The 21762-nt window shown below is 65.2% G+C and carries 21 protein-coding genes and 2 pseudogenes; 14 read left to right on the forward strand and 9 right to left on the reverse strand.

All coding sequences use genetic code 11. The features are described from left to right. Positions 1-48: 48 nt before the first annotated feature. The 4 genes from M2395_RS06330 (at position 49) to M2395_RS06345 (ending at position 5454) form a co-directional block, all read left to right on the forward strand. Complete coding sequence (locus M2395_RS06330; protein WP_053158391.1) at positions 49-957, forward strand: LysR family transcriptional regulator; 909 nt, start codon at positions 49-51, stop codon at positions 955-957. Positions 958-1249: 292 nt separating this feature from the next. Continuing rightward, positions 1250-2731, forward strand: a complete 1482-nt coding sequence (locus M2395_RS06335; RefSeq protein WP_123430810.1) for an APC family permease — start codon at positions 1250-1252, stop codon at positions 2729-2731. A gap of 99 nt (positions 2732-2830) precedes the next feature. After that, positions 2831-4027, forward strand: a complete 1197-nt coding sequence (locus M2395_RS06340) for an iron-containing alcohol dehydrogenase (protein WP_123430811.1) — start codon at positions 2831-2833, stop codon at positions 4025-4027. Beyond that, the gene (locus M2395_RS06345) at positions 4024-5454 is read left to right on the forward strand and encodes an aldehyde dehydrogenase family protein (protein WP_123430812.1); all 1431 of its coding nucleotides are present in this window, start codon (positions 4024-4026) and stop codon (positions 5452-5454) included. The genes M2395_RS06340 and M2395_RS06345 overlap by 4 nt, the downstream gene beginning before the upstream one ends. A 9-nt stretch (positions 5455-5463) precedes the next feature. Here M2395_RS06345 and M2395_RS06350 read toward each other — a convergent pair whose 3' ends face one another. After that, positions 5464-6360 carry a LysR family transcriptional regulator gene (locus tag M2395_RS06350; protein ID WP_011061200.1) on the reverse strand — a complete coding sequence of 299 codons (897 nt, stop codon included), beginning with the start codon at positions 6358-6360 and terminating at the stop codon, positions 5464-5466. A gap of 144 nt (positions 6361-6504) precedes the next feature. Between M2395_RS06350 and M2395_RS06355 the strand changes: the two genes are divergently transcribed. Beyond that, positions 6505-7056, forward strand: a complete 552-nt coding sequence (locus M2395_RS06355; RefSeq protein ID WP_011061199.1) for a GNAT family N-acetyltransferase — start codon at positions 6505-6507, stop codon at positions 7054-7056. Here M2395_RS06355 and M2395_RS06360 read toward each other — a convergent pair. Beyond that, a complete protein-coding gene (locus tag M2395_RS06360) occupies positions 7049-7969 on the reverse strand; it encodes a carbon-nitrogen hydrolase family protein (protein ID WP_011061198.1) in 921 nt (306 codons plus the stop codon). The genes M2395_RS06355 and M2395_RS06360 overlap by 8 nt on opposite strands. Before the next feature lie 84 nt (positions 7970-8053). Between M2395_RS06360 and M2395_RS06365 the strand changes: the two genes are divergently transcribed. Then, positions 8054-8989 (forward strand): LysR family transcriptional regulator, encoded by a 936-nt coding sequence (locus M2395_RS06365; protein ID WP_015635541.1) that lies wholly within the window; start codon positions 8054-8056, stop codon positions 8987-8989. Here the strand turns inward: M2395_RS06365 and M2395_RS06370 are convergent. Next, entirely contained in the window at positions 8961-9215 is a 255-nt protein-coding gene (locus M2395_RS06370) for a hypothetical protein (protein WP_011061196.1), read from the reverse strand. The genes M2395_RS06365 and M2395_RS06370 overlap by 29 nt on opposite strands. A gap of 197 nt (positions 9216-9412) precedes the next feature. Between M2395_RS06370 and M2395_RS06375 the strand changes: the two genes are divergently transcribed. Next, the gene (locus M2395_RS06375) at positions 9413-9733 is read left to right on the forward strand and encodes a YqjD family protein (protein WP_011061195.1); all 321 of its coding nucleotides are present in this window, start codon (positions 9413-9415) and stop codon (positions 9731-9733) included. A 58-nt stretch (positions 9734-9791) separates the two neighbouring features. On the opposite strand, the gene M2395_RS06380 is transcribed toward M2395_RS06375, so the two are convergent. After that, positions 9792-10829 (reverse strand): Ldh family oxidoreductase, encoded by a 1038-nt coding sequence (locus M2395_RS06380; RefSeq protein WP_011061194.1) that lies wholly within the window; start codon positions 10827-10829, stop codon positions 9792-9794. 201 nt (positions 10830-11030) lie between these two features. Then, on the reverse strand, positions 11031-11300 hold the full coding sequence (locus M2395_RS06385; protein WP_011061193.1) for a PepSY domain-containing protein: 270 nt from the start codon (positions 11298-11300) through the stop codon (positions 11031-11033). Positions 11301-11451: 151 nt separating this feature from the next. On the opposite strand from M2395_RS06385, the gene M2395_RS06390 reads away from it, so the two are divergent. Continuing rightward, a complete protein-coding gene (locus M2395_RS06390; protein WP_011061192.1) occupies positions 11452-12465 on the forward strand; it encodes a FecR family protein in 1014 nt (337 codons plus the stop codon). Positions 12466-12515: 50 nt separating this feature from the next. Here the strand turns inward: M2395_RS06390 and M2395_RS06395 are convergent, their stop codons facing one another. Beyond that, entirely contained in the window at positions 12516-14849 is a 2334-nt protein-coding gene (locus M2395_RS06395; protein WP_123430813.1) for an acylase, read from the reverse strand. 296 nt (positions 14850-15145) lie between these two features. Here M2395_RS06395 and M2395_RS06400 point away from each other — a divergent pair, with 296 nt between their 5' ends. Then, positions 15146-15526 (forward strand): hypothetical protein, encoded by a 381-nt coding sequence (locus M2395_RS06400; protein ID WP_011061190.1) that lies wholly within the window; start codon positions 15146-15148, stop codon positions 15524-15526. 17 nt (positions 15527-15543) lie between these two features. Here M2395_RS06400 and M2395_RS06405 read toward each other — a convergent pair whose 3' ends face one another. Then, a complete protein-coding gene (locus M2395_RS06405; RefSeq protein ID WP_015635538.1) occupies positions 15544-15732 on the reverse strand; it encodes a hypothetical protein in 189 nt (62 codons plus the stop codon). A 171-nt stretch (positions 15733-15903) separates the two neighbouring features. On the opposite strand from M2395_RS06405, the gene M2395_RS06410 reads away from it, so the two are divergent. Continuing rightward, entirely contained in the window at positions 15904-16032 is a 129-nt protein-coding gene (locus M2395_RS06410) for a hypothetical protein (RefSeq protein ID WP_011061188.1), read from the forward strand. A gap of 94 nt (positions 16033-16126) precedes the next feature. Here the strand turns inward: M2395_RS06410 and M2395_RS06415 are convergent, their stop codons facing one another. Then, positions 16127-17041, reverse strand: a complete 915-nt coding sequence (locus M2395_RS06415; protein WP_041118100.1) for a LysR family transcriptional regulator — start codon at positions 17039-17041, stop codon at positions 16127-16129. Positions 17042-17159: 118 nt separating this feature from the next. On the opposite strand from M2395_RS06415, the gene M2395_RS06420 reads away from it, so the two are divergent. After that, entirely contained in the window at positions 17160-18155 is a 996-nt protein-coding gene (locus tag M2395_RS06420; RefSeq protein WP_123430814.1) for an aldo/keto reductase, read from the forward strand. A 46-nt stretch (positions 18156-18201) separates the two neighbouring features. On the opposite strand, the gene M2395_RS06425 is transcribed toward M2395_RS06420, so the two are convergent. After that, the gene (locus M2395_RS06425) at positions 18202-18735 is read right to left on the reverse strand and encodes a hypothetical protein (protein WP_015635535.1); all 534 of its coding nucleotides are present in this window, start codon (positions 18733-18735) and stop codon (positions 18202-18204) included. Between the two features lie 504 nt (positions 18736-19239). On the opposite strand from M2395_RS06425, the pseudogene M2395_RS31745 reads away from it, so the two are divergent. The 3 genes and pseudogenes from M2395_RS31745 to M2395_RS06435 form a co-directional block, all read left to right on the forward strand. Beyond that, positions 19240-20313: pseudogene (locus tag M2395_RS31745) on the forward strand (cache domain-containing protein); the annotation flags it as partial. A gap of 327 nt (positions 20314-20640) precedes the next feature. Further along, positions 20641-21171, forward strand: a pseudogene (locus M2395_RS31750) (methyl-accepting chemotaxis protein); the annotation flags it as partial. Positions 21172-21250: 79 nt separating this feature from the next. Then, positions 21251-21706, forward strand: a complete 456-nt coding sequence (locus M2395_RS06435; RefSeq protein ID WP_072441919.1) for an SRPBCC family protein — start codon at positions 21251-21253, stop codon at positions 21704-21706. The last annotated feature ends 56 nt before the right edge of the window (positions 21707-21762 follow it).

Consider the following 21762-nt stretch of genomic DNA (forward strand, 5'->3'; position numbering starts at 1 on the left):
GCATTCTTCCGCTCTTTACGGACAAAAACGCTGTAATCGAGGTGAACGATGGACAACCTAAACGGCTTGCAGGTGTTTGTCAGCGTGGTCCAGAGCGGCAGCCTGGTGGGCGCCGGCGGGCGCCTGGGGCTGTCTGCCTCGGCGGTGGGCAAGGCCCTAGCGCGCCTGGAGCAGCGCCTTGGCGTGCGCCTGCTGAACCGCAGCACCCGGCGCATCAGCCTGACCGATGAAGGCGCGCTGTTCTATGAGCGCGGCCAGCGCATCGTCGCCGAAGTCCAAGAGGCCGAGGCCGAACTGGCGCGGATCAGCGACAAGCCCCGGGGCCGGCTGCGGGTCAGCCTGCCGGCCATCGGCTATCGGATGCTGCTGCCGATCCTCCCGGAGTTTTCCGCGCGCTACCCGGACATCGAGCTGGACCTGGACTTCAACGACCGGCTGATCGACGTGATCGCCGAAGGCGTGGACGCGGTGATCCGCAGTGGCGAGCTGCCGGACTCGCAACTCAAGTCCAGGAACCTGGGGCCCTTCGGCTTCGTGCTGGTCGGCGCCCCCGGCTACTTCGCCCGGCGCGGCACCCCGCGCACGCCCCGGGACCTGGAGCAGCACGCCTGCCTGCGCTACAAGTTCCCCGGCGGCAGCTTGCTGCAGCAATGGAGCCTGCGCCTGCCCGACGGAGCCCCGCCGCTGGTGCTGGGCAGTGCCCTGACCAGCAACAACCTGGAATCGCTGATCCACGCCGCCACCCAGGGCCTGGGCATCGCCTACGTGCCCGAGTTCGTGGTCTGCGGGGCCCTGGCCGATGGCAGCCTGGTCGCGGTGCTGGACGACTACCAGCAAGAGCGCGGCAAGTTCTCCATCCTCTGGCCCAGCAGCCGTCACCTGCTGCCCAAGCTGCGGGTGTTCGTCGACTTTCTCGGTGAACGGCTGGAGCTCGGCAAGCACCACGCTTCCCGCTGATATCCCCTCGATGCCTGGCGCTGGCCGGGCAGTCGCCGGCCCCTGCAAAACATCAGCAAATGCAGATGCCAGCTTACCAATCCATGTATTCATCTTGATGTTTGCCCGCCGTAAGCTCGTCCTGGCCTGCTGCTGCAGGCCAGGCAATGTCGGTACGCCAAAAACAACAGCTAAAGGCCATCCCAATAACAATCTGATCTGCCGACTCCAGGAACCGCTATGTCAACTACCCCATCACGCCGCCCTTGCGTCGGCCTGCATCGTGGCGCCCGCCCCTTGAACGAGGTGCGCCATGACTGACTTCCAGCCCGCTCCGGGCACCGATGAACACTTGCTGCACCACCAGGGCTATCGCCAGGAGCTGCACCGCGGCCTGTCCCTGTGGTCGTCGTTCTCCGTGGGCTTTGCCACGGTCTCGCCAGTGGTGGGGATCTATTCGGTGATGGCCCTGGGCGCCATGAGCACCGGCCCGTCCTGGGTCTGGATCGTGCCCCTGTGCCTGGCCCTGCAGATGCTGGTGGCGCTGGTCTATGCCGAACTCGCCTCGCAGTACCCCCTGGCCGGCGGTTGCTATCAATGGGTCAAGCGCCTGGCTGGAGACCGCTGGGCCTGGTTCACCGGCTTCATGTACCTGGCCTCGGCCCTGGCTTCCCTGACCACCGTGGCCTACCTGGGCGGGTTCTGGCTGTGGCTGTTCGTCACCGGCACGCCGCCTTCGGCCAATGCCCAGGTGGCCAGCGGCGCCGTGCTGCTGGCGTTGGGGCTGGGGGTCAACCTGTTGGGGATCAACCCGCTGAAGTACTTCGTCAACGCCGGGATCATCGCCGAAGCCATCGCCTCCATCGGCATCGGCGTGCTGTTGCTGCTGTTCTTTCGCAACCACTCCTGGTCGCTGCTGCTGGAAGGCCTGGGCAACAGCGTCAGCGGCGATGGCACTTACCTGAGCGGCTTCGTCACCGCCATGGCAGTGGGCGGCTGGGCCTTTCTCGGCTTCGATGCCTGCTCCCAGGTGTCCGAGGAAACCGCCGATGCCCGCACCTCCACGCCGCGGGCCATCCTGCGCTCGATGCTGCTGGTGGGGCTGACGGTGATGCTCACCGCCTTTGCCGTGACCCTGTCGTTCACCGACACCGCGGGCCTGGTGGCCGGCCAGGTGGTGGACCCGGTCACCCCGGCGGTGGTGGATGCCTTTGGCGCCTGGGCCGAGCGGCCCTTCGTCGGCGTGGTGCTGGTGGCGTTCATTGCCTGCGTGGTCTCGGTACAGACCTATATCGGCCGCGCGGTATTCGGCATGGCCCGGGACTCGATCCTGCCCGCCTCGGCGTTCCTGCGCCGGGTGGATGGGCGCAAGGTACCCTTCGCCGCCATGCTCGTTTGCACCCTGTTCGCCAGTTTCGGCCTGGCCCTGGGCCTGAACGCCACGGCCGTGGGCACCCTGATCGCCTTCGGCAGCGGGGGCTTCTTCATGGTGTTCCTGATCGTGATCGGTTGCGCCCTGGTCCATCGCCTGCGTGGCCGCTGGCGGCCCGACGCCGGGGTCTTCAACCTCGGCCGCTGGGGCCTGCCGGTGAACCTCGCGGCCTTTGTCTGGCTGCTGTTCGAGAGCGTCAACGTGGCCTGGCCGCGGGAATCCCTGGCGCCGCCCGGAGCGCCCTGGTTCCAGGTCTGGGCAGTGGTGCTGGTGTTCTCGACCCTGGCCGTGCTGGGCCTGATCTACATGGTCCTGGCCAAGCCCTACCTGCGCCGCGACAGCAGCGCATCCGACCGCGGCTGAATCCTCATGCGCTGTCAGCGACAGCGCATTCCCTCCCCGCTACTGGCCCGGCGCCTGCTGCGCCGGCCGCTTCACGCCTGATGTTTCTGGAGACCATCGATGCCCCCGTCCATCCATTACTGGAATTACCCCACCGAGATCTTCTGCGGCGCCGAGGCCCTGCACGGCCTGGCCCAGCGCTGCGCCCTGCTGGGCATGGCCAGGCCCTTGCTGGTCACCGACCCGGGCATGCTCGAACTGGAACCCTTTGGCCTGTTGACCGCGCACCTGGAGCAGAGCCGCCAGGGCTTTGCAGTATTTACCGAACTGGCCAGCAACCCGAGCCTGGACGATGTGCAGCGCGGCGTCCAAGCCTTCAGGGCCGGCGGCCACGACTCGCTGATCGCCCTGGGCGGCGGCAGCGCCATGGACGCCGCCAAGGGCATCGCCCTGGCCGCCGTGGACCCGCAAGGGCTGCAGCGTTTCGAGTGGTCCCGGGTGATCGAGCATTACCCGAGCCTCAGTGACTTTCCGCGCCTGGGCCTGCCGCCCCTGATCGCCCTGCCCACCACTGCCGGCACCGGCTCCGAACTGGGCCGCGAAGCGGTACTGACCGACAGCCAGCAGCAGGTCAAGCGGGTCATCAGCCACCCCGAACTGCTGCCCGCCTGCGTGATCCTCGACCCGCTGCTGACCCGCGGCCTGCCGCCCGCGCTGACCGCCGCCACCGGCATGGATGCCCTGACCCACCATATCGAGGCGTTCTGCTCGCCGCTGTACCATCCGATGTCCAGCGCGATTGCCGTGGAAGGCATGCGCCTGGTGCAGCAGCACCTGCGCCGGGCAGTGAGCCACGGCCAGGACCTGGACGCCCGGGAAGGCATGCTGGTGGCCTCGGCGATGGCTGCGGTGGCCTTCCAGAAGGGCCTGGGTGGCGTCCACGCCCTGGCCCACCCGCTGGGCGCCCGCTATCACCGTCACCACGGCCTGCTCAATGCCGTCCTCCTGCCCTATGTGCTGGTGGCCAACCAGCCGGTGATTGCCGAGGAGATCGGGCGCCTGGCCCGTTACCTGGACTTGCCCCGGGGGGATTTCCAGGGGTTCCTGGACTGGATCCTGGCCCTGCGCGCCGAGCTGGGCATCCCCCACTGCCTGGCGGATATCGGCCTGGACAGCCATGAAGCCGAGTGGGTCGGGGCCCAGGCCCTGGCGGATATTTCGTCCTCCGACACCAATGCCCGACCGCTGAGCGCCGCCGACTACAGCCAGATCTTCCGCAACGCCGTGCACGGCGTCCTGCCAGGAGCCCGCCCATGAAACCGGCCCTGTTTATCGACGGCCACTGGGTCGATGGCGACGGCGCGCCGATGCCGGTGCATGACCCGTCCCTGGGCCAAATCATGGCCCAGGTACCGGCGGCCAGCGCCCATCAGGTGAACCTGGCGGTGCAGGCCGCGCGCCGGGCCCTGCCCGGGTGGCGCAGCCTCAGCGGCGCCCGGCGTGCCGAGTACCTGCAAGGCTTCGCCCGGCACCTGCAGCAACGCCGCGAAGGGCTGATCGCCCTGCAGATGCGCAATAACGGCAAGCCGCGGCACGAAGCCGAACTGGACCTGGACGACGCCATCGCCACCTTCGACTACTACGCCGGCCTCGCTGCCCAGCTGGACGCCCGCCAGGATCAACCGGTGCCCTTGCAGGCTCCGGGCTTCAGTGCCCACTGCAGGTTCGAGGCCCTGGGCGTTGTGGGGCTGATCGTGCCCTGGAACTTCCCCCTGGTCACCAGTGCCTGGAAGCTGGCCCCGGCCCTGGCCGCGGGCTGCACGTTGGTGCTCAAGCCTTCGGAAGTGACGCCCCTGATCGAGCAGGTCTACGGCGAAATCGCCGACGCCCTGGGCTTGCCGGCGGGCGTGTTGAACCTGGTGGCCGGCGCCGGCGAAACCGGCGCAGCCCTGAGCCAGCATCCGGGGCTGGACAAGCTGTCGTTCACCGGCAGCACTGCCACCGGCCAGCGAGTGATGGCCAGCTCCGCCGCCTTCTGCCGGCCACTGACGCTGGAGCTGGGGGGCAAGTCGCCGATCCTGGTATTCGCCGACGCCGACCTGGACCAGGCAGTGCACTGGATCATCGGCGGCTTTTGCTGGAACGCCGGGCAGATGTGCTCGGCCACCTCGCGCCTGCTGGTCCACGAGTCGATTGCCGATGCTTTGCTGCAGCGGTTGCGCAGTGCCCTGCTGGCCCTGCGGGTCGGCAACCCCCTGGAGCAGGAAGTGGACATGGGCCCCCTGAGTTGCCAGGCCCAGTGGCGCACGGTGTGCACCTACCTGGAACAGGCCAGGAACGAGGGCCTGGAATGCCTGGTGGGCGGCCATGCCCTGCCCGGGCCGGGCTGGTTCGTGGCGCCCACGGTGTACACCGATGTGCCCACCAGCAGCAGGTTGTGGCAAGAGGAGATCTTCGGCCCGGTGCTGTGCATGCGCCGTTTCAGTGACGAAGCACAGGCCCTGGCCCTGGCCAACGACAGCGCATTCGGCCTGGTGGCCACTGTGATCAGCGCCGATATGCAGCGCGCCGAACGGGTCGCCGCCGCCCTGGACGTGGGCCACGTGTGGATCAATTCACTGCAGGCGGTGTTCGTCGAAACCTCCTGGGGCGGCACCAAGGGCAGCGGCATCGGGCGGGAACTGGGCCCCTGGGGGCTGGCTGCCTATCAGTCGATCAAGCACCTGACCCGCTGCCTGGGCTGAAGCGCAGGATCAGCCGCCATGCTCTGCCAGCAGGTCGGCGATGAAGGCCTTCAGCGCTTCGCCACGGGCATGCCCGGCGTGGGTGATCATGCTGTGCTGCACCTCGTAGCGCAGCGTCTCGGGGTGCAGCACGCGCATCTGCCCGGCCGCGACCCAGGGCTGGGCATAGTGGCTGGGCAGGTAGCCCAGGTGGGTGCCCGCCAGTACCCCGTGGACCACCGCCTCCATGTGGTAGGCGGTGGCCGAGGCGCGCTGGGGCGTTACCGGCAGCACCTGGCTGGCGGGCAGGAAACCGTGCTTGATCCAGTCACAGGCCTTGATGTGCGCAAGCTCTGGCTCCAGGACAGGAAACAGCGGGTGCGAGGCGCCGCAGAACAGGGCGATTTCCTCGGCGTACAGTGGCTGATAGTCGAGGGTCGGCAGGCTGCGGCTGAAATAGGAAATGGCCAGGTCCAACTGGCCGTCGATCACCGCCCGCTCAAGCTCGGTGGGCGAATTGATGAACACATGCAGGTGCAGGTCGTGCTCGCGGCGATAGAAGCGCGCGATGGCCGCGTCGATGCGTGCCGCGGGCAAGGTGGCGATGTTGTCCGCCAGCCCCAGGTACAGATCCCCCACCAAACGCCCGGACAATTCCTGGGCCTCGCTCTTGAACGCCTCCACCGCGCCGAACAGCGCCTGGGCCGCCGCCAGGATCCGCTGGCCCTTCTCGGTCAGGCGAAAGCCGCCCTTGCCGCGCTCGCACAGCCGATAGCCGAGGCGTTTTTCCAGGCTGGAGATGTGCATGCTGATATTGGACTGGCTCATGTTCAGTTCGGCCTGGGCCGCGGTGAAACCGCCGCACTTGACCACTACGGAGAAAATCCGCAGCAGGCGCAGGTCCATGTCGGTGACGTTTCTAAGCACAGAGGGTTTCCAGGAGTCGCGGGGCTGAACCAGGGGGCTATTCAACGGCAGCGCCCGGGCCGCGTCAAATCCATCACGGCTTGCGTGATCGATGACATTGCAGGGACTATGCAACGCCTCCTTGCCACCTTGGATCGCTTGCCAATGGACTCACACCCCACGCCCGCGCTGTGCACCGAACGCTTGCTGCTGCGCCCCCTGGAACTGGCGGACGCCGACGCCATCCAGCAGCTATTCCCCCAGTGGGAGGTGGTGCGCTACCTCAACGCCCTGGTGCCCTGGCCCTACCCGGCCGACGGCGCCCTGAGCTTCCTGCGGGACATGGCGCTGCCGGCGATGGCCCGGGGCACGGAATGGCACTGGACGCTGCGCCTGCGCAGCAATCCCGGGCAGATGATCGGCAGCATCAGCCTGATGGACGAAGCCGACAACAACCGCGGCTTCTGGCTGGCCCCGCCGTGGCAGGGCCAGGGCTACATGAGCGAGGCCTGCAAGGTGGTGGACCACTATTGGTTCGAGGTACTGCAACGGCCCTTGATGCGGGTGCCCAAGGCCGCGCCGAACCAGGGCTCGCGGCGGATTTCCGAACGCGCGGGCATGCGCCTGATCCGCTCCGAGGACGGTGAGTTCGTCAGTGGCCGATTCCCCGTGGACATCTGGGAAATCACCCGCGAGCAATGGCGCCGGCTCAGGTAAAGCGCACCCCGGGACGGGGGCGCTGGTCCACCGTCAGTTCGAACACATCCGGGCGAGCGTAGTGGCCGACCACGTCGTAGTCATAGCGCGCCCGCACCAGGTCGGCGGTATCGATCTGCGCGCTGATCAGCCCGGCCCGGCCCACCAGGGGGCCGGCCAGTACGTCCCCCATGGGCCCGACGATCACGCTGCCGCCGGCAATCAAAGGCCGTTGGGCCGGCCAGTTGGCAATCTCCAGCCCCAGCTCTTCGGGCGAGGCCTGCACCTGACAGGCGCTGACCACGAAGCAGCGCCCCTCGTGAGCGATATGGCGCATGCTCACCTGCCACATTTCCCGCTCGTCCACCGTGGGCGCACACCAGACTTCGATGCCCTGGGCGTACATCGCGGTACGCAGCAGCGGCATCATGTTTTCCCAGCAGATCACCGCGCCCACCCGGCCGACCTGGGTGTCCAGCACCGGCAGGGTCGAGCCGTCGCCCTTGCCCCAGATCAAGCGTTCGGTCCCGGTGGGCATCAGTTTGCGATGCTTGCCCGAAAGCCCCTGCTGCGGGTCGAAATACAGCGCCGTGCAGTACAGGGTGCTGCCACTGCGCTCGATGACACCCAGCACCAGGTTGGCTCCGGTACGGGCGGACAGCGCGGCCAGGGCATCGGTTTCCACCCCGGGGACCTCGATGGCATTGGCGAAGTAGCGGGCAAAGGCCTCGCGACCCTCCGGCAGGCGATAGCCCAGCTGGGTGCCGAAGCCTTCGCCCTTGGGGTAGCCCCCCAGCAGCGCTTCGGGCATCACCACCAACTGCGCGCCGGCTTCGATGATGGCGGCCTCGTACGAGAGGATCTGTTCCAGGGTGGCGGCCTTGCCTTCAGGCAAGGCCCCGATCTGCAGGGCAGCGACAACGGACTTGGGCATGGGATGACTCCTTGAGCAATCAGGTGTTGCCCATTCTGCTGCCGCCCCTGATCATCGATAAACCCCACTCCAGTGCTTAATGATATGAACCAGATGAATATCGCCAGTGTCGACCTCAACCTGCTCAAGGCTTTCGAGGCGCTGCATGACGAGTCCAGCGCCAGCCGCGCCGCCTTGCGCCTGGGGGTGACCCAGTCAGCCATGAGCGCTGCCCTGCGCCGTCTGCGCGAGCTGTATGGCGACCCGCTGTTCGTGCGTACCGGGCGTGGGCTGGCGCCGACCCTCAAGGCCAATCAGTTGAAGCCCGTGGTCAGCGAAGCCTTGAACAAATGCCGCCAGAGCCTGGCCATGGTCGCCCCCGACACCGCCGACTATCAGGGCCGCTCGGTAACGCTGGGGCTGTCGGATGATTTCGAGATTGCCTATGGCCGGCAGATGATCGAGGCCGTGGCCCGGCGGGCGCCGAAGCTGCGGCTGATCTTTCGCCAGAGCCACAGCCAGATCGTCGCCGAGGCGCTGTTGCAGCGCAGCGTTGACCTGGCCATCAGTGCCGGCGGCTTTGCCGAACGCCTGCTCAGCCGCCAGGTGCTGGGGGAAGGCCATTACCTGTGCCTGGCAGACCCGGCCAGCCTGGCCCCCGGGCAACAGCAGATCAGTCTTGAGGAGTTTGTCGCACGGGAACACCTGCTGGTGTCGTCCCAGGGGTTTATCGGGATTACCGATGAAGGCTTGGCCAACCTGGGGCTAAGCCGCCAGGTGTGCGCCTCGACCACGCACTTTGCCGCCTTGCCCTTTCTGCTCAAGGGCAGCCAGGCGGTGGCGACCATTCCGGCCCATGCCGCCCGGCGCATCGCCGAACTCACCGGGCTGCAGTTGCTGCCCTGCCCCCTGGCCCTGCCGCGCTACCCGATCGAGCTGGGCTGGCGCACCAGCCCGCAGACCGACCCGCTGCTGGTGAAGGTACGCGAGGCGATTGTCGAGAGTTTTGCCCTTACTTGTTCGCCGCCATCAGGCGATTGACTTCACTGCGCACCATGTTCGAGTACTCCGGCGGCGACATGCCGTCGAGCTCGGCGCGGACCCACTCGGCCCACTTGCCCTTGCGCTTGCCACGCTCGCCGAACAGCCGCGCGGCCTCGCCCTTGGCCTTGCCCAGGTTGCTCTGCCACAGGTCGAACAGACGGGACTTCTCGTCCTCGATGGCGGCGCGCTCGGCCAGGGTCTTGTTAGCCAGATTGAAACTCATGGGAAATTCCTGCTGCGTAAAATAGGCGCCATCTTACACTGTAGGGGCTACGGGTTTTACCCCGGGGTCGCCAACGGGGCGTAAAACAACTGCAACTTTTGCCCCCGCGCCAGACTCCATTGCTTGCTACCCATTCACCTGTAGCCGCTGGCGGATGTGTTGTGCACCAGCGGCGATATTTCCAAGGAAAAAACTTCATGGCTCGTAAATCTGCCGCGCAAGCGGAAAACGATCAAATCAAGGACCAGGCCTTCAGCGAACTGCAGGCGCTGATCGAAGAATCGGAAAAGCTGCTCAAGGGCAGCGCCAGCCTGGTCGGCGAAGAAGGTGAGAGCCTGCGCCAGCAAGTCAGCCTCAAGCTCAAGCAGGCGCTGGATTCGGTCAGCAATGTGCGCGAGCGCAGCAAGCCGGTGGTGGATGCCACCGAGCAGTACATCGGTGGCCACCCGTGGCAGACCGTGGCCATCTCCGCCGGTTTCGGCCTGGTGGTAGGCCTGTTGCTGGGCCGTCGTTCCTAAGCCCCCGCGCAACGTTGAGGCCAGGTACGCCAATGGCGGCCTGGCCTTTTTCATGCCTTCAGTCCTGGGCCAGCGCCCGCAATTGCTGCAACTGCTCGGCGGGAATGGCGATGCCCGCGTGCTGCGAACGCTCGCGCTGCTGATGCCGGCGATCCCCCGGCAGGCGCTTGAGCCCCACCGCATGCATCTGCCGCACCAGCTCCTGGCTGCGCTCGGCAAAACTCTGCCCGGCAGCCTTGCTCGGGTCGATGACGATCAGCAACTGGCCAGTCCAGGGCGTCTTGGCCCCCGGGTGGCCGGACCAGTCGAATTCGAAGGAAAAGTTGCCCCCGGTCAGGGCTGCCGCCAGCAGCTCCACCATCATCGACAGAGCCGAGCCCTTGTGCCCGCCAAACGGCAGCAAGGCGCCACCTTCAAGAATCGCCCTGGGGTCCTGGGTCGGCTGGCCCAGGCTGTCGACACCGATGCCCGGCGGCAGGCGCTCACCCTTGCGCGCGGCGATCTGCACGTCGCCATGGGCAATGGCGCTGGTGGCCAGATCGAAGACGATCGGCTGGCCCTGGGCCTGGGGTGCGGCGAAGGCGATCGGGTTGGTGCCGAACAATGGCCTGTCGGCGCCGTGGGGCACGACGCAGGTCATGCTGTTGACCACGCTCAGGGCCACCAATCCTTCCTCGGCGAAGGGTTCGACATCCGGCCAGAGTGCGGCGAAGTGGTGCGAATTGCGGATAGCCAGCACGGCGATACCGGCGCTGCGGGCCTTGCTCACCAGCAGCTCGCGGGCGGCAGCCAGGGCCGGCTGGGCAAAGCCGTTGCCGGCGTCGACCCGGACAAAGGCCGCCGCCACATCCTCCACCACCGGCACGGCCTGGCCGTCGACCCAGCCACTGGCCAGGGTCGAGACATAACCGGGAATGCGGAACACGCCATGGCTGTGGGCTCCGTCGCGCTCGGCGCCGGCACAGTTCTCGGCCAGGCAGCGGGCCACTTCGGCGCGGCAGCCGTGGCGTTGGAAAATCGTTTCCAGCAACTGCACCAGGGCCGGTAAAGAAAGGTATTGGGGCGGTGTTTCAACAACCACGGACGATGCAGACATCTGAAGCTCCAGAGTAATTATTGGAGGGGGCGACAGCGTGTGAACCTGGCGATTAAACAACGCCGCACTCCAACCCTGTCAACCACTGCCGGCGCCTTGCAGGGAAGGTGCCAGGATGGCCGGAACAACCATCCCCCTGGAGCAAGAAAAAGCCCCCTGTGCGCTGCCGTGGCAAGGCACAGGGGGCTGTATCCGCCTGGCTCAGTCCTTCTGGTCGCGCAGCACATTGCCCGAGGCGCCGTCGATGCGAAACTCATAGACACTGCCATCGGACTTGCGCCCTTCGCCTTCCCAATAGCCATCGTTGTCCGCTTCGATCTTGTAGATCTCCACGTAGCCGGCTTTGGTCTTTGCGGTTTCAATGGCTTTTTCAATGGTGATCCAACCGGCCCCCGGACGGTCGGCCAGGGCCGCTCCAGCGCCCAGCAGGCTGGCGGTGGCAAGTAATGCGGCAAGCGTCTTCTTCAACATGGTCCATCTCCTTGTGTATTCACTTTCGATACAGAGCCTGGTTTTAGGGCGTGCCAGATGAAAATAAGTTCACTTTGATGCTCATTAGCCATGACGGTTGTTCTCCAAGACTTGCCGCGGAGGGTAGAATGCGGGAAATCAGGAAGAGTCAATGAGCGAACAGATCCTCTCAGAAGCCGAATACGACGCCATCACCCAAGCGGCAGCCCAATGGTGCATGCGCCTGCATGAACCCGACTGCAGCGACGCGGAGCGTCTGGCCTTTCAGCAATGGCATGATGCCGACCCCCTGCACGCCTTCGAATACGAGGCGATGCGGGAAATATGGGAAGTGGCCGATCAACTGCCCCCCTCCACCCTCACTGCCGCACCAGCCCCCGCACCGGTCAAGCTCGTTCCCCGGCGCACCTGGCAGCAGTATGGCGTGGCGGCGGCCATCGCCCTGTGCGCCCTGCCCCTGGCCGCCTACAGCGGCTGGGAACTGGGCTGGGTGCCGTCCTCCTACCAGCGATTCGAAGCCGGCGACAGCCTGCGCAGCGTGACCCTGGCCGATGGCAGCCAGGTGCAACTGAACTTGGGCAGCACCCTGACCTACAGCAACTACAAGGACCAGCGCCGGGTCACCCTGAAAAAAGGCGAAGCCTTCTTTAAGGTCAGCCACGACGCCAGCCACCCGTTCGTGGTCAAGGCCGCCAATGGCCAGGTCAAGGTCACCGGCACCCAGTTCAATGTGTGGATGTACGAGGACCAGGTGCGGGTCACCCTGCTCCAGGGCTCGGTCCTGGTGAGCAGCAACACCGCCCTGCCCGGCGAAGGTTTCCGCCTGGAGCCTGGCATGCAGGCCAGCTACAAGGCCGGCGACTACCAGCCGCAGATCAGCCAGACCTACAGCAACGACAGCTCCCTGGCCTGGCGCGAAGGCAAGCTGGTGCTGGACAACCTGGCCCTCACCGACGCCCTGCCGCTGATCAACCGCTACCTGGACACTCCGGTGCAGGTCGCCGACGCCAACACCGGCAAGATCCGCGTCGGCGGCATCTACAACACCCGGGAAATCAAGAGCCTGCTGACCTCGCTGCCCAAGGTGCTGCCGGTCTACCTGACGCGCAATCGCGATGGCAACCCGGTAATCAACTCACTGCCCCAGTCCCCGCCAAAAAGCTGAAGGCCGCCCCGTTGCCGGGGCGGCCTCCTCTTGATGCTCACGCTCAACCGTTACTGGCGCGCCAGTACCGCCCCCTTGCGCGGCTCTTCGATCACCTGCAACTGATACTGGCCATCGGCACGGATCTGCGCTTCGGTAAAGGGCAGCACGCTCCACTGGTTGCGGGCGAATGCAGCGGTCTGGTCGCGAAAATGCGCTGAGGCCGGGTCGCTGGACAGGGAGAACGCCAGCAGCCCCAGGGCGCGCGGCCCTTGCTCGTCGAAGCTGACCACGTTCAGGTAGCTGGTACCGCTGACCACTTCACGCTTGCCATCGGCCGCCGGCACGCTCTGGATGGCGTTGTACACCCCCAGGCTTTCAGGGCCGCCGGGCACCGGGGTCGGCTGGCCGCCCTGGCTGACCTGCTGGATATCGCCCCAACGAACGTCACTCCCCAGCCCGGCCTCGGCGACCTGCTGCGCCGAAGCCAGCATCGACTCGCGCAGTGCCCGGGCCACCGCTGGCCGGCCAATGGCCAGGCCCCGTGGGGTGTGCTGGGGATCTTTCGGGTCAAAGGCCACGCGCCACACGCTGGGGTCCTGCAACAGCGGCTGCATGATGCCCTGGAAGTGCACGAAGCCCAGGCCGGCCTGCAACCCCGCGCTGCGGTCCCAGGCTTTCAGGCTGGCGCACACCGGCCCCAGGCGCTGGGCATCCGCCCCCAGGTCCTGCTCACAGAACTGCAGCAGATCGGGCATCACCTGGCCGGCCAGGTACACCTGATCGTCCGTGACCAGGTGCTGCAGGTCGCTGACCTGGGCCTTGTGCATCCGGCTCAGGCGATCCAGAGCAAAGCGCGCGCGCATCTTCAGCGGCACGTCCTGCTCGCTGATCACCGGCGAAAAGCCTTGCAGCGGCGCCGCCGGGTTGACCATCCAGGCCGAATCGTTGGAATGCTGCAGGTAGTCGTTGCGCGCCAGTTGCGGCAACTGGCTGGCGGCGAAGATCCCCGGTTGCGCCGCTGCCGGGTCGATATCCCAGGCGCAGGCACTGCGCGAGCCATCCAGAACGATGACCCGGGTGCCGGCCCGCGGATCACTGCACTGCGCCAGCTTGGCCTGGGTGACGTTGGGCACCACCGACTGGTTCATGTACAGCGCCCGGCCCTGGTCGTCCACCGTCAGGGTGTTGACCCAGGGAATGCCCTGCAACTGGTGCACGCTGTCCTGCAGGCCGGCCACGCTGCTGGCCTGGTTCATCGCGTACCACTGGGCCAGCACCCGGCTGTTGTCCAGGTTGGCGTCGCGCAGGCTGTAGGCATATTGATGATCCCAGTCCAGTTCCCCCGGCCACTGCACGATCGGGCCGAAGACCGAGCTGTAGAGCGTGCGCGTGCGCGGCTGCAACTGGCCGTCCGGGCCCTTGCTCTGCACGGTCAGGGTCTGGCGCTCCAGGGGCAGCGAACGGCCGTCCAGCAGGTAGCGGGTCGGGTCCTTGGGGTCCAGTTGCAAGCGGTACAGGGTGAAGTGCTTGGAGGCGTCCACGGTGTGGGTCCAGGCCAGGTGCTGGTTGAAGCCGATATTGATCAGCGGCAGGCCGGGCAAGGCCGCGCCCATCACATCCAGTTGCCCGGGAATGGTCAGGTGCATCTGGTAGAAGCGCATGCCGCCGACCCAGGGGAAATGCGGGTTGGCCAGCAGCAGCCCACGGCCGTTGAACGAACGCTCGCTACCGATGGCCACCGCGTTGCTGCCACGGTCCAGGGCGAAACGCTGCTGGCGTGCCGCCGCCAGTTGCCAGTGCTCGGCTGGCAGCCCGGCCTGGGCCGTGGCTCCAGGTGGCGTGGCCCCGGCCAGGGCCTCGGCGAACTGCCCGGCACCGCCTTCCACCAACAGGCGTCGGGTCAGTTTCACCAGGTCCGAGGTGGCCAGCGGCCGCACCCAGTCACCCCGGCATTGCTCGGGCAGGCCCTGGGCCTGGCGCTCCGCCAGCTGGCGGTTGTAGCCCTCCACGTAACCCTGCATGCGCTCGCGCATCGCCGGGGTCTGGGCCTGCCAGAAGGCCGCCACGGCCTGGGGAGTGTTGAGCCAGCTGAAGAACAGGTCGCTGCTGAGGTTGTCGCGCTGTTCCAGGGTCTGGCCCTCGGCGCCGAAGTATTGCGAGCGCTGGGCGTTGACCGTCAGCACCTCATTGGCCATCAGGCACAGGTTGTCCTGGGCGTAGGCGTAGCCGATGCCGTAGCCCAGGCCGCGCTCGTCGTCGGCACGGATGTGCGGCACACCAAAACTGGTGCGGCGAATCTCGGCGCGGGTCTGCTCGGGCTGCGCCAAGGCATGGGCGCCACCGCTGAAGCTTAGAAACAGGGCTGCAAGGCAAAAACTCGGTAACTGCCTGGAAATGATCACGCCGACTCCTGATGCAAAAATACAGAACCAGGACTGGTGTGCAGGAGCGGTTGGCAACGCCGCCAGTCTGGGAATCCAGCCGCGCACGGATCACCCGACGCCTGCCTGCCCATAAAGACGAAATGCTTGAAAAAAATTTAATCCGCAAAGGCCAAAAGCCCCGCCATCACATGTCAGCGACCTGATACCGACAAATTTTCTACATTCAGGACTTCATGATTTGCCGTGCTCGTTCGTCTAGTTACTAGAGCATCCATCATTCTTTTCCTGATCAGGCTCTGATAAGGAGTTTTTGCATGTACAACCCGCAACTGCCAATGGACGGCAACACCGTGAACAGCACGCCTTCCCTGAATGCCGGCGCCGGTGTCTTCGGCAAGAACGCCGAGCGCAACAGTAATGAACGAATCAAGCACCTGCTCAAAAGCTTCGGCCTGCGTACCAGCCTGATTCGCCTGAAAGTCATCGACGCCCTGCTCACCGCGGCCCAGAGCGACCGCTCCCTGGGGGTGCGCGGCATCCACAGCCAACTGCTGGAACTGGACATTCCCCTGTCCTTTCTCAGTGTGCGGGAGGTGCTCAAGCGGCTGTGCAGCGAGGGTGTACTGACCCTCAATGCAGACAAGAGCTACAGCCTGCACCAGCAGGCCGCAGCGGTGCTCGACGGTCTCTCCTGAGGCCGTCGAGCCCGGGTTCAGGGCTTGACCTTGCGGCGCATCACGCCGTTGATCACCACCACGACCACCGCCACGCCAATGGCGATGTACTGGAACAGCTTCTCGCTGATGATGCCGTTGTTCTGCAGGTAGGAAAGGCCAAGCATGATTCCCAGTACCACCAGGGAAATCAGAATCGAGTAGATCAAGCGTTGTTTCTGAGTCATTGCCGGGTCCTGAAGCTGAAATTGTATCTGCCGTGTATCAAGATCGATGCCAAGCACATACCCGGATTCGGGGATGAGCCGGGCAAATCGGGGTCACATGGTACAGGCGCGAAGGAGTTTTTTCTTCCTTGTCGTCCTGCCGTGTTCCCCGAGCCCTTTGAGGATTGATCCATGTTTCGTCGAATCACACTGCTGATTCCCCTGCTGGCCATGCTGACCCTGTCGGGCTGCATCATCATGCCCCACGATGGCGGGCACCACCGCTACTACGACGGCGGCCCGGGCTACTATCACCGCTGAGTCATCCGGCCAGCCCATCGGCCCCATGAGCCGCCCGATCTCGCCACCAGCGCCCGCCTTGTCGCGGGCGTTTTGCTGCCTGGCGCCCGGCCATTCAGGGGCAAGAAATGTGATTGCCCGGGCGGGCGAACAGCTCCACCAGCCAATCGATGAATACCCGCAGGCGGGTCGACAGGTGCCGCTGGGGCGGGTACAGCGCGGTCAGCGGCAATGCAGGCAGCGGGTAGTCCTCCAGCACCCGCTGCAGGGTCGCGTCCTGTAACTGCCGGGCAACGTGGTAGTACGGGGTCTGGATCAGCCCGTAGCCGGCTTCGCAGGCCGCCAGGTAGCCATCGGCGCTGTTCACCGCCACCCGCTTGGGCAACTGCACCGGCTGCAACTGGCCGGCGAAGAAGAATTCCAGGCCATAACGCTTGCCGCTGACATTGGAGAAATACTCCACCATCTGATGCCCTTGCAGCTCTTGCGGAGTACGGGGAACCCCCCGCTGGCGCAGGTACCCGGGGCTGGCACAGGTGACTTGCTGCAACTGCGCCAGCGGCCGCGCCACCAGGCTCTCGTCCAGGGCGGGGCCGCCGCGCAGCGCACAGTCCACGCCCTCGCGGATCAGGTCCACCGGGCGGTCATTGAGGCCGATCTCCAGTTCGATCTGCGGATAGCGCGCGGAAAACTCCGGCAGCGCCGGTATCACCAGCAACCGGCCGATGCCCACCGGCATATCGACACGCAACAGGCCACGGGGGTTGTGCCGGGCCAGGGAGAACGCCGCCTCACTCTCCTCCAGGTCCGCCAGCAAGCGTACGCAACGCTGGTAATAGGCGGCTCCGTCCAGGGTCGGGCTGACCTGGCGGGTGGTGCGGTGCAACAACTGCACCCCCAGATGGGCCTCCAGTTGCTTGATCAGAATGGTCACCGAAGCCGGCGGCATCTGCAGACTGTCGGCAGCCTTGGCAAAGCCGCCCAGCTCGACGATACGGGTAAAGACGCGCATGGCGTTGAAACGATCCATGGAGCAAACCTGCCGATTATTTAGAATTCAATAATAGTGATAGCGCTTTTAGCCTGTTTATCGGTTTTTTGTCGAGTAGCACACTGCAGGCTCTTTCCCCTTACCGGAGCATTCATCGATGCGCACTCGACAACTGGGCCAGGACGGCCCGCAGGTTTCCGCCATTGGCCTGGGCTGCATGGGCATGAGCGATTTCTACACCACCGGCAACGATCCCCGGGAGGCCGTCGCCACCTTGCATCGGGCCCTGGAACTGGGCATCAACCTGCTCGATACCGCCGACATCTACGGCCCCCACAGCAACGAAGAGCTGATCGGCCGGGCCATTCGCGGCAAGCGCGAACAGGTGTTCCTGGCCAGCAAGTTCGGCATTGTCCGCGACCCGGCCAACCCGGCGGCCCGCGGGGTCGACGGCCGGCCGCAATACATCCGCGCCGCCATCGACGGCAGCCTGCGGCGCCTGGGGGTGGACACCCTGGACCTGTACTACCAGCACCGGGTCGACCCGGACGTTGCTATCGAGGAAACCGTCGGCGCCATGGCCGAGCTGGTCCAGGCCGGCAAGGTGCGCTACCTGGGCCTGAGCGAAGCCTCGGCGGCAACCCTGGAGCGGGCGCACAAGGTGCATCCGATCAGCGCCCTGCAAAGTGAATATTCGCTATGGAGCCGGGATCAGGAAGACAACGGCTGCCTCGCCGCCTGCCAGCGCCTGGGCATCGCCTTCGTGCCCTACAGCCCACTGGGCCGGGGTTTTCTCACCGGGGCCCTGAAAAGCCCGGAAGACTTCGCCGCCGACGACTACCGGCGTTTCAACCCACGTTTCCAGGGCGAAAACTTCCAGCACAACCTGCGCCTGGTGCAACAGGTGCAGCAGTTGGCGGCGGACAAGGGGGTGAGCAGCGGGCAACTGGCCCTGGCCTGGGTGCTGGCCCAGGGCGATTACCTGATTCCGATTCCCGGAACCAAGCAACGGCGGTATCTGGAGGAGAACGTGGCGGCGCTGGAGGTGAGGCTGAGCGCCGAGGAACTGGCGTCACTGGAGCAGATCTTCAGCCCGCAGACCACCGCCGGAACCCGGTACGCCGAAGAGGTAATGGGCTTGCTGGGGCGTTGAAAGCAGAGCTGTGGCGCGCACCGGCAGGCAGTGCGCGCCATGGGAATCAGGCCTTGGTGGAGACGTTCTTGTCGGTCACCGTGGTGCCGTTGCCCTTGCCATAGTTCTGCAGCCCCTGAAGTACATAGATGGCTTTCTTGTACTCGGGGATCAGGTAGTTGGCGTACTTGTTGCCCTTGAGGTTGTTGTTCTGGATGTCATCGAGCTTCATGGCGAAATACTCGAGGGCATTGAACGGCTGATCGGGGTTCTTCGGAATCCCGAAACGGTCGAACTGATCGCCCGCGTTGATCAGGTTCAGCGCCGTGACATCGGAAATCAGGCCATTGTTCTTGAGAAAGGTACTCATGCCGCCCAGGGACTTGGCGGTGACGTTGGTCGGATCGAAACCCTTGATCTGCTTGTGCAGCTTCAACTGATCCATCTTGCGGATGTCGAGCACGGTAGGGTTCTGGCCTACCAGGCTGAGCATCTGCCGTACCTTGGCGCTTTGGGAAACCGGTTTGGACGAGCTGCCCGGGCTTTCCTGCACCAGCAGCCCAGCCTTGCTGGTCCATCCGCCGACGTATCCGATTGCCATGCTGTAACTCCTGTAGTCCGGCCTTCCAATCACCTTTTTCAGCACCATGAAACTTCTGACAAGGTGCCTGAACAAGGATGTAAGCCGTGTTGAAACATCTGAATGGGCGCAAGTATCAACGCCGTGGCAAGCACCAACAACGCTTTATTTCCTGAATTTACAATTTTTGTACAAACTCGACACAATTACCGCAAAGGCCCTGTTTAAAAGGCCCGGGAAGTTTTCCCGCACATCAAGGCGTCATCTTTTCATGCCTGGCCTTGCCCTTGACCGGGCGCCTTTGCCCTACCCCACCATCCCTGGGCGCAGTTTTTTTCCAGGGCATGCCTTTTTTTGGACGATCGTACTAAAGAGCGGAAAAACCGCGCCGACATCCTGTGGATGCCCTGACAAGGCATCGCATTCCCGAATAATAAAAATCGCTCGGTAAGGACAGGTCCCATGCCCGCTTTGCGCACGATTCAAGCCCGCTACACGCTGTTTCTGGTCCTGTTCATTGTCTTGATGCTGATACTCACGGTAGTGGGCATCAGCCAACTGGTAGCGCCCAAGCTGCGTCATACCGAAGAACAGGTAGCCCTCAACCGCATCGCCGAAGTGGCGCAGCGCATCCAGGGCGAACTGAACAAGGTCCAGGCCCAGCAACGCAGCATCACCCAGACCATTCCCCTGCTCGACAGCGACAGCATCGACAAGGTCCTGCCGGGCCTGGTGGATCAGTACGGTGAACAGAAAGTCTTCGGCGGCGGCATCTGGCCCCTGCCCGGCCAGCGCACCCCGGGGCGCAACAAACACAGCACCTTCTGGCACCGTGACGCCTCCGGCAAGCTGGTGGTCAACACCTTCTGGAACAGCGACCCGGCGCCCAACTACTACGAGCAGCCCTGGTACCTGGGCGGCATGCAGACCGCCCCCGGCCAGTGCGCCTGGGCTGCGGCCTACAAGGACGATGCCAGCGCCGAGCCGCGCACCAACTGCGCCATGGCCATCCGCCGCGACGGCCAGCCCTGGGGCGTGGCCACCATCGACGTGACCCTGGGTTTCTTCAACGACCTGGTGGCGCGCCAGGAACAGGCACTCAAGGCCGAGATGCTGATCGTCGAAGCCGACGGCAAGATCATCAGCAACAGCTCGCGGATCAACGGCCCGATCGTGCTCAAGAACATCCGCGACCTGAGCCCCGGCTCCCCTTTCGCCGCCCAGGTCCAGGCCGCCCTGCAGCAGCGTGACCAGGGGGCACGGCGCGTCGAGTTCGACAATGCCGGGGTGCCCAGCACCTTCTTCATGCGCGCCATCGAAGGCACGCCCTGGTTTCTCGCCAGTGCCCTGCCGACCCAGCTGATCACCGCCCAGCGCGACGACGTGCTGAGCACCCTGAGCCTGTTGCAGATCCCCATGGTGATCCTGCTGGTGTTGCTGCAGGTCTATGCGATCCGCCAGCTGGTGCAGCGTATGAAGATCCTCAAGGGCAATATCGACGCCCTGGCCACTGGCGACGCCGACCTGACCCGGCGCATCGTGATCCGCGCCGAGGACGAACTGGGGGCCATCGGCCACTCGGTGAACCGCTTTATCCAGTACCTGCAGCAGATGATCGGCGAGGTCACCCAGGCCACCGAGGCCATGGCCGGGAGCCTGGGGCAGTTGCAGCAGAGCTCGGCCCACAGCCAGCAGATCCTGTTGCGCCATGCCTCGGAAACCGATCAGACGGTGACCGCCATTACCGAAATGAGCAGCACCGCCGACAGCGTTGCCGCCAACGCCGCCCAGACCGCAGACTTCACCCGCCGCGCCAACGAACACGCAGAACGTTCCCGGGTGGTGGTGGGCGAAGCTTCCGGCAGCGTCATCGCCTTGATCGACGAAGTCGCCGATGCCACCCACAAGGTCGAGGCCATGCAAGCCGACGCCCAGCGCATCACCGAGGTCCTCGGGGTGATCGGCGCCATCGCCGGGCAGACCAACCTGCTGGCCCTGAACGCCGCGATCGAGGCCGCCCGGGCCGGAGAACAGGGCCGCGGCTTCGCCGTGGTCGCCGATGAAGTGCGGGCCCTGGCCGCGCGGACCCAGGACAGCACCTCGCAGATCAACGAAATGCTCGCGCGCCTGACCCAGGGCGTGAGTTCCTCGGTCAGCGCCATGGAAAACACCCAGGCCAGTTGCCAGTCAGCGGCGGATGCCACGGCGCGGGTCAACAGCGGGCTCGACGAAATGGCCGACTCGGTGAGCCAGATCAACAGCCTGAGCACCCAGATCGCCACCGCCGCCGAACAGCAGAGCGCCGTGACCGAGGAGATCAACCGCAGCATGGTGAGCATCCGACACATGGTCGAGGAGCTGGTGGACAGCGCCCGGGCCGGGGAAAGCAACACCCAGAGCCTGTTGCAGGCCAATGCCCAGGTCAGCCACCTGATGAGCCGCTTCAAAGTCCGCTGAACGGTCTGCCCCCGCCCCTGGCAGCCCGCCGGGGCGGGGCTATATTTCAGGCTCCGGTCACAAGGACGTGAGGTGCCTCATGGGACAGCGCCAGACACATCTGTTGCATGAACAGATCAGCCACGAACTGTTTATCCAGGCCAGTATCGACACCGTCTACTACTACGTGACGCAGCCGGACCGCTGGCCGGAGTGGCACCCTTCCAGCCTGCGTGCCGACACCGGCCTGTGCGGTTCATTGCCCGCCGGCCACCGCTTCAGTGAAACCATGGACTTGCTGGGGGTGCAGCTGCCCATCAGCTACCGGGTGCTGGTGGCGGTGTTTCCCAAGGAGTTCAAGACCCTGTTCAGTTCCGCCGCGCTGGACGGTTCGATCCACTACCAGTTGAGCAAGCAGGGCGACGGCACACTGTTCCGGCGCACCCTGGAATACGCCACCGACCTGCAGCTCAGTGGCCTGCGAGCACGCATGGAGCAGCTTTCGAGCCAGGCCCTGGGCAACCTCAAGCAGCGTCTGGAACAGCCCGACGACTGACAAATCTGTAATGCCCACCTCAGTTTCCTGACAGCCAGCGCCGATTAGAGTCCGCT

The sequence above is a fragment of the Pseudomonas sp. BIGb0176 genome (assembly GCF_024810175.1).
Lineage (GTDB): Bacteria > Pseudomonadota > Gammaproteobacteria > Pseudomonadales > Pseudomonadaceae > Aquipseudomonas > Aquipseudomonas protegens.

Coding starts and splice junctions, on each gene's coding strand:
- M2395_RS06345 (WP_123430812.1), top strand. CDS start 4,024: ATGAAACCGGCCCTGTTTATCGACGGCCACTGGGTCGATGGCGACGGC.
- M2395_RS06375 (WP_011061195.1), top strand. CDS start 9,413: ATGGCTCGTAAATCTGCCGCGCAAGCGGAAAACGATCAAATCAAGGAC.
- M2395_RS06370 (WP_011061196.1), bottom strand. CDS start 9,215: ATGAGTTTCAATCTGGCTAACAAGACCCTGGCCGAGCGCGCCGCCATC.
- M2395_RS06360 (WP_011061198.1), bottom strand. CDS start 7,969: ATGCCCAAGTCCGTTGTCGCTGCCCTGCAGATCGGGGCCTTGCCTGAA.
- M2395_RS06340 (WP_123430811.1), top strand. CDS start 2,831: ATGCCCCCGTCCATCCATTACTGGAATTACCCCACCGAGATCTTCTGC.
- M2395_RS06330 (WP_053158391.1), top strand. CDS start 49: ATGGACAACCTAAACGGCTTGCAGGTGTTTGTCAGCGTGGTCCAGAGC.
- M2395_RS06385 (WP_011061193.1), bottom strand. CDS start 11,300: ATGTTGAAGAAGACGCTTGCCGCATTACTTGCCACCGCCAGCCTGCTG.
- M2395_RS06415 (WP_041118100.1), bottom strand. CDS start 17,041: ATGGATCGTTTCAACGCCATGCGCGTCTTTACCCGTATCGTCGAGCTG.
- M2395_RS06425 (WP_015635535.1), bottom strand. CDS start 18,735: ATGGCAATCGGATACGTCGGCGGATGGACCAGCAAGGCTGGGCTGCTG.
- M2395_RS06435 (WP_072441919.1), top strand. CDS start 21,251: ATGGGACAGCGCCAGACACATCTGTTGCATGAACAGATCAGCCACGAA.
- M2395_RS06380 (WP_011061194.1), bottom strand. CDS start 10,829: ATGTCTGCATCGTCCGTGGTTGTTGAAACACCGCCCCAATACCTTTCT.
- M2395_RS06400 (WP_011061190.1), top strand. CDS start 15,146: ATGTACAACCCGCAACTGCCAATGGACGGCAACACCGTGAACAGCACG.
- M2395_RS06390 (WP_011061192.1), top strand. CDS start 11,452: ATGAGCGAACAGATCCTCTCAGAAGCCGAATACGACGCCATCACCCAA.
- M2395_RS06365 (WP_015635541.1), top strand. CDS start 8,054: ATGAACCAGATGAATATCGCCAGTGTCGACCTCAACCTGCTCAAGGCT.
- M2395_RS06420 (WP_123430814.1), top strand. CDS start 17,160: ATGCGCACTCGACAACTGGGCCAGGACGGCCCGCAGGTTTCCGCCATT.
- M2395_RS06410 (WP_011061188.1), top strand. CDS start 15,904: ATGTTTCGTCGAATCACACTGCTGATTCCCCTGCTGGCCATGCTGACC.
- M2395_RS06335 (WP_123430810.1), top strand. CDS start 1,250: ATGACTGACTTCCAGCCCGCTCCGGGCACCGATGAACACTTGCTGCAC.
- M2395_RS06405 (WP_015635538.1), bottom strand. CDS start 15,732: ATGACTCAGAAACAACGCTTGATCTACTCGATTCTGATTTCCCTGGTG.
- M2395_RS06355 (WP_011061199.1), top strand. CDS start 6,505: ATGGACTCACACCCCACGCCCGCGCTGTGCACCGAACGCTTGCTGCTG.